At 41.8% G+C, this 6,838-nt stretch carries 9 protein-coding genes; 4 read left to right on the top strand and 5 right to left on the bottom strand.

Annotated elements, in window-relative coordinates; genetic code table 11:
• The first annotated feature begins 373 nt into the window (after positions 1 to 373).
• Positions 374 to 907, top strand: a complete 534-nt coding sequence (locus JIG37_RS11450) for a gamma carbonic anhydrase family protein (RefSeq protein ID WP_199529394.1) — start codon at positions 374 to 376, stop codon at positions 905 to 907.
• Here the strand turns inward: JIG37_RS11450 and JIG37_RS11445 are convergent.
• Together JIG37_RS11445 and aroE are read right to left on the bottom strand one after the other, a co-directional pair.
• Positions 904 to 1,158 carry a DUF1488 domain-containing protein gene (locus JIG37_RS11445; protein WP_199529393.1) on the bottom strand — a complete coding sequence of 85 codons (255 nt, stop codon included), beginning with the start codon at positions 1,156 to 1,158 and terminating at the stop codon, positions 904 to 906. The genes JIG37_RS11450 and JIG37_RS11445 overlap by 4 nt on opposite strands.
• Entirely contained in the window at positions 1,155 to 1,979 is an 825-nt protein-coding gene (gene aroE, locus JIG37_RS11440; protein WP_199529392.1) for a shikimate dehydrogenase, read from the bottom strand. Before aroE ends, JIG37_RS11445 begins: the two co-directional genes overlap by 4 nt.
• Before the next feature lie 41 nt (positions 1,980 to 2,020).
• On the opposite strand from aroE, the gene JIG37_RS11435 reads away from it, so the two are divergent.
• The 3 genes from JIG37_RS11435 (at position 2,021) to JIG37_RS11425 (ending at position 4,648) form a co-directional block, all read left to right on the top strand.
• Positions 2,021 to 2,452 carry a group II truncated hemoglobin gene (locus JIG37_RS11435; protein WP_054554758.1) on the top strand — a complete coding sequence of 144 codons (432 nt, stop codon included), beginning with the start codon at positions 2,021 to 2,023 and terminating at the stop codon, positions 2,450 to 2,452.
• Between the two features lie 81 nt (positions 2,453 to 2,533).
• Positions 2,534 to 4,129 (top strand): methyl-accepting chemotaxis protein, encoded by a 1,596-nt coding sequence (locus JIG37_RS11430; RefSeq protein WP_199529391.1) that lies wholly within the window; start codon positions 2,534 to 2,536, stop codon positions 4,127 to 4,129.
• A 66-nt stretch (positions 4,130 to 4,195) separates the two neighbouring features.
• On the top strand, positions 4,196 to 4,648 hold the full coding sequence (locus JIG37_RS11425; RefSeq protein ID WP_199529390.1) for a hypothetical protein: 453 nt from the start codon (positions 4,196 to 4,198) through the stop codon (positions 4,646 to 4,648).
• On the opposite strand, the gene hemF is transcribed toward JIG37_RS11425, so the two are convergent.
• From hemF to JIG37_RS11410, 3 genes are read right to left on the bottom strand one after another with little or no spacing between them, the layout of a single operon-like run.
• Complete coding sequence (gene hemF, locus JIG37_RS11420; protein ID WP_199529389.1) at positions 4,645 to 5,595, bottom strand: oxygen-dependent coproporphyrinogen oxidase; 951 nt, start codon at positions 5,593 to 5,595, stop codon at positions 4,645 to 4,647. The genes JIG37_RS11425 and hemF overlap by 4 nt on opposite strands.
• A gap of 2 nt (positions 5,596 to 5,597) precedes the next feature.
• A complete protein-coding gene (locus JIG37_RS11415) occupies positions 5,598 to 6,164 on the bottom strand; it encodes an L-threonylcarbamoyladenylate synthase (RefSeq protein WP_054554765.1) in 567 nt (188 codons plus the stop codon).
• A gap of 34 nt (positions 6,165 to 6,198) precedes the next feature.
• Positions 6,199 to 6,768: a type I DNA topoisomerase gene (locus tag JIG37_RS11410; protein ID WP_199529388.1), complete on the bottom strand. Its 570-nt coding sequence runs from the start codon at positions 6,766 to 6,768 to the stop codon at positions 6,199 to 6,201.
• Positions 6,769 to 6,838 lie beyond the last annotated feature (70 nt).

Here is a 6,838-nt window from a genome sequence, read left to right as displayed (position 1 = left end):
TTTATATTGTTAAAGAACGTTGCGACGTTGTCGCTAGGGATGCGTATAATACATCCTTAATTTTTCGAGTCAACACTTAATTTCAAACTTTCTTTCGATTATTTGAAACCGAAGTTTCACTTAACTCTCTGCTACGTTGTTCAGCGTCTTTCGTTGCTGCCCACCGTGTCAGTGGGGTCGCATTATAGGGAGATGGATTTTTTACGCAAGCACTTTTTTCAATAAAATTTAAAAAAACGTACTGTTCGCTCAGCTTTTGAACTAAACACCCTAAAACTGGCTGTTTAGCAGTCAATTTAGCTCTGTTTTGGTGTATTTATTTGCTTCGCTGTTACACTAGACTGAGCGCATTTTAAAATTAAAAGGTGAATTTATGACTATCCGTTCTTATAAAGGGATCACTCCGACATACGATAATAGTGTTTATATTGATGAGTCATCGGTTTTAGTGGGTGATATTACGCTTGGTAAAGATTCAAGTGTATGGCCTCTTGTTGCTGCGCGAGGTGATGTTAACTATATCCGTATTGGTGAACGTACGAACATTCAAGATGGCAGTGTTTTACATTTAACACGTGCCTCTAAGTCAAACCCCGATGGCTACCCTCTTATTATTGGTGATGATGTCACTGTTGGTCATAAAGTTATGCTACACGGCTGCCAACTTGGTAGTCGTATACTTGTTGGGATGGGCGCAATTGTGATGGACAACGCAATTGTTGAAGATGATGTGATCATTGGTGGTGGTTCATTAGTACCACCTAACAAGCGTTTAGAGTCTGGTTACCTTTATGTCGGTAGCCCTGTTAAACAGGCTCGCCCTTTAACAGAGCAAGAGCGCGCCTTTTTAAATATCTCTGCTGATAATTATGTTCAGCTTAAAGATGAATACTTAGCTGAGGGCTAAAACACCTCGGTTAATTTGATTTGTCCTGCCGAGTTATACTGCTCATCTTCGATCAGCTGCTCGGCGAGCTCTTCGTAATCGAAACGATAAGATTCAAAGTAATTAACTGCACTGCTTTGATCTGCAAAATCATACTTGCTGGTATCAATAACACACTCCACCATAAAGCCACTAACTTGGGCAAAAAACACCAACTGCTTTTCTTCAGGCTTAAATTCGAGTCTGTCTATAAATTGGATAGCTTGATTCATGCAATTTCTCCTGCTTTAAGCGCGCTAACAACGGGGATGATTTCTGGCATTTTATTGCGCCATACAAAATAAGCCTGTGCCGCTTGACCAACAAGCATGCCACAACCATCGAGAGTTAAACATGTTGGGTTAATCGACTTAACCCAACATGTAAATGTCGTATCATCATTCGCGTAAAACATATCGTAAGCGCACTGACACTTAGCAACGCACTCTTTTGCTATACCAGGCAGGTCTCCCGTTACGCTACTTGAGGTTGAATTAATCACCACATCATAGTTGTTTGCTGGGATATCATTCAAAGCAAAGCCCTCCACATCAATTTCACCATTAAAATGACTCGCTAGCGCCTTTGCTTTTTCGGCGGTACGGTTGGCTATTGTTAAGCTTTCGATTTGCTCATTCAATAATGGCTGAATAACACCGCGCGCCGCACCACCAGCGCCAATAAGAAGTACTCGCTGCCTTTTTAAGGTGACTTTATTGGCTAAAAGATCTTTAACAAGCCCTACACCATCGGTGTTATCCCCCAGCAGGCTACCATCTTCGAGTTGTTTAATCGTGTTTACTGCTCCGGCTATTTTCGCTTGCTCTGTAAGTTCATCGACCATGGCAAACGCTTGCTCTTTAAATGGCAAGGTGACATTAGCCCCTTTACCACCCGCAGCGAAAAACTCAGCGACAGTTTTTTCAAATGCATCTGTTGGTGCTAAAATGGCGCTGTATTGTATTTGCTCGTTTAATGATGCAGCAAATTGTGCGTGTATTGCGGGTGATTTCGAATGTTTTATTGGATTTCCAAAAACCGCGTATTTGTCCATAGTGAAGCAACCTCTTCGCCCTGTAGAGCTTTATTAATATTATGATTAAACGACTTTTTTCTAAATCGAAACCAACGCCTGAAACACCTACCCCAGAAAAAACACCTTACGAAATTATTGGCGGTGAAGCAGGAGCTCGAGCAATTGCAAATCGATTTTACGACATAATGGCCACAGATGAATACGCCAAACCATTATATGATATGCATCCTCAGCCTTTAGATAGAATTCGCCAAGTATTCTTTGAGTTTTTATCTGGCTGGCTGGGCGGCCCTGACCTATTCGTTGAAAAATATGGTCACCCAATGCTAAGAAAGCGTCACATGCCTTTCCCTATTGATCAAGACCTACGTGACCAATGGATGCATTGTATGAATAAAACGCTTGATATCGAGATTGATAACCCACTCCTGCGCGAAGGGTTAAGACAATCGTTATCGCAACTCGCCAGCCATATGATCAATCAAAACTAACGAAGTTTTGCGCTATATCAATGTACGCTTTTTCTAAATAAAGATAATAAATTTTCCTGAATTTAGAAAAAGCGTCGTCGAATGAAGTCTATACAATTTAAAATTTATGCCTTGTTGGCACTGACAGGCGTATTGGTATTATTTGCCAGTATATTCAGCAGCGCTCAGCAACAGCATGAATTAGCGCAAGATACCGTTGAAAGTAACATTAAACTGCTTGCCGATAATTATTTTGATTCTATTAACACCATGATGCTAACTGGCACCATGGCTAATCGCGAAATTCTAAGTACTAAATTAAGAAGCCATCCTAATATTGCAGACGCCCATATCATTCGTAGTCCAATCGTCAATAAAATTTATGGGCTAGGAAATGCCAACCAAGTTGCGACTAACGATGCTGAACGAAAAGCACTAACAGGCACTGAAGCACTATTTATTGATAATCAAAATAGTACGATGACTTATCTTAAGCCTATGTTAGCTCGCAGTGATTATAAAGGAACAAACTGCTTAGGCTGCCATCAAGCACAAGAAGGAGATGTGTTAGGTGTAGTAAAAATTAGTTATTCGTTGGCTGATATTGAGCAAGAAGTATCGCAAAACACCTTAACGAATACGCTACTACTAACGACTATTTTCATTACTGCATTTTCACTACTGGCCGTGATGTTTAGAAAAATATTCATCAAACGCTTAAAAGTCATTAGCCACACCATGCACTTGGCAACCACCAATAAAGATTTAAGCCTCACGGTAAATGACAGTAATAATGACGAGCTTAGCTCTCTCGCCACCAGCTTTAATCACATGATAGGCGCGTTTAAAGATAATATTGCCCAAGTCTCCCATTCTTCTAAGGTATTGATCCACTCAGCCGAAAGTATTTATGCCTCAGCGGATACCACCGAGCAAGCGATCTTAAAGCAAAAGCAAGGGACAGATTCGGTCGCTGCCGCCATCAACGAATTAGAGAGCTCATCAAGCGAAGTAAAAAACACCACTCATTTTGCGTCTGAGAAGTCTGAGCACAGTAATCAACTTGCGCAGCAAAGCTTACATGTTGCTGAGCACACTGAGCAAAGTATTAATCAACTTGCGGCAGATGTTAGAGCAGCAGCTGAGCAAGTAAGTCAACTACAAACGCAAACGTTAGACGTTGGTAAAGTACTCGAGGTGATCAGTAGCATTGCCGAGCAAACTAACTTACTTGCACTTAATGCTGCCATTGAGGCCGCTCGTGCTGGTGAAGCTGGCCGAGGCTTTGCTGTGGTAGCCGATGAAGTACGTACTTTAGCAACCCGTACCCATGACTCAACCGACGAAATTCGCCGCACTATCGATAAACTACAAGCTGAAGCAGCACAAACTGTTAATACCATGAATAACTCTTGCGAAGAAGCAGACGAAAGAGCAGTTCAAGTTAAGCAAGTTGCAAAAGCTCTACGTGATATTTCTTCGCAGATGAGCGAAATAAATCAACTTAACGTGCAAATCGCTGATGCCACTGAACAGCAAAATCTAGCAGCTGAAGAAATTAACCAAAGCGTTATAGCAATTAGTGACAATGCCGAGCACTCATTGGTTGATGCCCATGAAAACCAAAAAGTCAGTGAAGAGCTGTTGTCGTTAGCACGGTCACTGGATGAACAAGTAAGACGCTTCAAATTAAGCTAAATTGCGCACTTTTCGTGCAACTGCTAGAGTTGCTATATACATTTCATAGTAAATAAGGATGTTTAAATGAAATTTATAACAACTCTTTTAGTCTGCATTGGGATTATTGCAGCGCTATTATTTACCTATCAGCACAGCGTGAATGATACTGCTGATCAACTAAGCACGATTGATCAATATATTTATCAGGATGATATTCAACAGATTGCTCAATCTCTTATCAGCCAAGATAAAACCTCACAGAGCGATAAACATGAACAAAGCATTGTTGATGGTTTTGATAAGCTTATTCAGCACCCTGAATATTTTGAGGTGAAACTTGATTTCTATGCCTGTGATATTAGTCAATGCTTAACACAGGTTAGTGCCCCCATTGATACACCATCTGATAAGTTAGAGATATTAAAAGTAGAAGTGCTATTTAGTGTCTTGGCAGAGCTGCCTAACAGTGACAGTGTCGCCACCCTCGTTGAGGGTGACAACGCAATGTTGGTTCGAGTGGTTTCAATACTTGATTAAAGCTGCCACTGACGTGCAACTAAATCAGATTCTTTGCTATTTAACCAATCTTGCGGGCGTAAATAGTACTGATATAGCTTAGCTTCTGGGCTATCTGCAGCAGGTACATAATTATATTCCCAACGAGCTAATGGTGGCATCGACATCAAAATTGATTCAGTACGTCCACCTGTTTGTAAGCCAAATAATGTGCCGCGGTCCCAAACAAGATTAAATTCAACATAACGACCACGACGATAGAGTTGGAAATCGCGTTGCTGATCGGTTGTTGGCGTGTCTTTGCGGCGCTCAATTATAGGAAGGTAAGCATCTAAATAGCCATTTCCTACCGCCTGCATAAAAGCAAAGCTTTGTTCAAAGCCGAGCTCATTTAAATCATCAAAGAATAAGCCACCAACACCACGTGTTTCGCTGCGGTGTTTTAGATAAAAGTAATCATCACACCAGTTTTTATATTTGTCGTATACCGATGCACCGAATGGCTGACATAAATCGCTTGCCACCTGATGCCAATGTTGTACATCTTCAAATACAGGGTAATAAGGTGTTAAATCAAAACCACCGCCAAACCACCAAATTGGATCTTCACCTTCTTTTTCGGCAATGAAGAAACGCACATTGGCGTGACTCGTTGGAATATGTGGATTATTAGGATGGATCACTAATGACACACCACATGCATGAAAACTACGACCTGCGAGCTCTGGACGATGCGCTGTTGCAGATGCTGGCATTGACGCGCCAAATACATGCGAGTAGTTAACCCCACCCTGTTCGATGACATTACCACCTTGGATAACACGAGTACGACCACCGCCGCCTTCTGCACGTTGCCAATTATCTTCAACAAATTTTGCTTTGCCATCGGCACTCTCAAGACCCTGACAAATTGTATCTTGTAAGGCCATTAAATAGGTTTTAACTTGTTCGAGTAGCTCGCTTTGCATGTTTATCCTCTAAATACTTTGCCGGTCGCAGCGTCTTTAATCACACTTGGTTGGCTGTTGCCACCTAACGGCTCATCAACATAAAAATCTACCATGTCAGCAAATTCGCTTTTCGCTTGTGCGATAGTCATTACCGTTTCTTGACCGGTTAAGTTTGCACTTGTTGAAACTAACGGCTTACCAAATTGCTGACACAGGGCTTTTACTGTTGGGTGATCAGTTACACGCACAGCAATAGTATCAAATTGACCCGTTAACCACTTTGGCGTTTCTTTTGCTGCCGGCATCACCCAAGTGATAGCACCTGGCCATTGTGAAAAGATATCAGCACGTTTATCCATGGGGATTTTGGCATCATCTACATACTTTAATAACTGGCCATAATTGTCAGCAATTAAAATTAAGCCTTTTTCTACAGGGCGTTGTTTGATGGCTAAAAGCTTTTCAACCGCAGATTGGTTATCAGGATCGCAACCAAGACCAAAAACAGCTTCGGTTGGGTAAACAATCACACCGCCTTGCTGCAAAGCGTCAATTGCATTGGCTGGTTGTGCAACAGGATCAGACAAAGAAACTCTCCTAAATAAACAAATTACAAGTGCATTAAGATTCGACTAACTTATGCATACACGACTTCTGCGGGCATTGTAACACAACACCTGAGGCAGTTTTCTTTTCGGTCATAATTGGCCACTGACAGGCAGGACACTCGGTCGCCACAGGCTTGTGAGTAAGCGTATATTTACAACGCGGATAGCCATCACAAGAATAAAAGGTTTTGCCAAACTTGTTACTACGCGCAACCAGCTGGCCTCTTTTGCATTTCGGGCAAGCAGGTAATTGAGGGGCATCGTCAGGTTCTTCATCATGAGCAATATAGTGACACTCAGGATAGCCGGTACACCCAATAAACATACCGTAGCGGCCATTTTTTATGACTAATGGCTTACCACACTCTGGGCAGGCACTGTCTTCGAGTACTTTTATTTGTTGGCTATCGTGATGAGCTAATGGGCGGATAAAGTCACACTTTGGGTAACTGGCACAGCCTAAGAACGGCCCTGACTTTGAGTTGCGCATAACCAATTCAGAACCGCATTTAGGGCAAACCTCATACTCTTTTTCGAGTGCATGCTTATCTGCAGAAAAAAGAGAATGGTCGATTTTACTCATAAGATTCCTGTAGGGTTGGCTAATTTTCGCCTAATATACCCAAACTCAACAAAGATACAAGCAAAGTCGA

This window comes from Pseudoalteromonas sp. bablab_jr010 (assembly GCF_016464105.1).
Taxonomy (GTDB): Bacteria; Pseudomonadota; Gammaproteobacteria; order Enterobacterales; family Alteromonadaceae; genus Pseudoalteromonas; species Pseudoalteromonas simplex.
This window is presented reverse-complemented; position numbering and strand designations above follow the sequence as displayed.

Bases quoted from the DNA above. Each gene is read 5' to 3' on its own strand.
- JIG37_RS11430 (WP_199529391.1), top strand. From the start codon at position 2,534: ATGAAGTCTATACAATTTAAAATTTATGCCTTGTTGGCACTGACAGGC.
- JIG37_RS11435 (WP_054554758.1), top strand. From the start codon at position 2,021: ATGATTAAACGACTTTTTTCTAAATCGAAACCAACGCCTGAAACACCT.
- JIG37_RS11450 (WP_199529394.1), top strand. From the start codon at position 374: ATGACTATCCGTTCTTATAAAGGGATCACTCCGACATACGATAATAGT.
- aroE (WP_199529392.1), bottom strand. From the start codon at position 1,979: ATGGACAAATACGCGGTTTTTGGAAATCCAATAAAACATTCGAAATCA.
- JIG37_RS11445 (WP_199529393.1), bottom strand. From the start codon at position 1,158: ATGAATCAAGCTATCCAATTTATAGACAGACTCGAATTTAAGCCTGAA.
- hemF (WP_199529389.1), bottom strand. From the start codon at position 5,595: ATGCAAAGCGAGCTACTCGAACAAGTTAAAACCTATTTAATGGCCTTA.
- JIG37_RS11410 (WP_199529388.1), bottom strand. From the start codon at position 6,768: ATGAGTAAAATCGACCATTCTCTTTTTTCTGCAGATAAGCATGCACTC.
- JIG37_RS11425 (WP_199529390.1), top strand. From the start codon at position 4,196: ATGAAATTTATAACAACTCTTTTAGTCTGCATTGGGATTATTGCAGCG.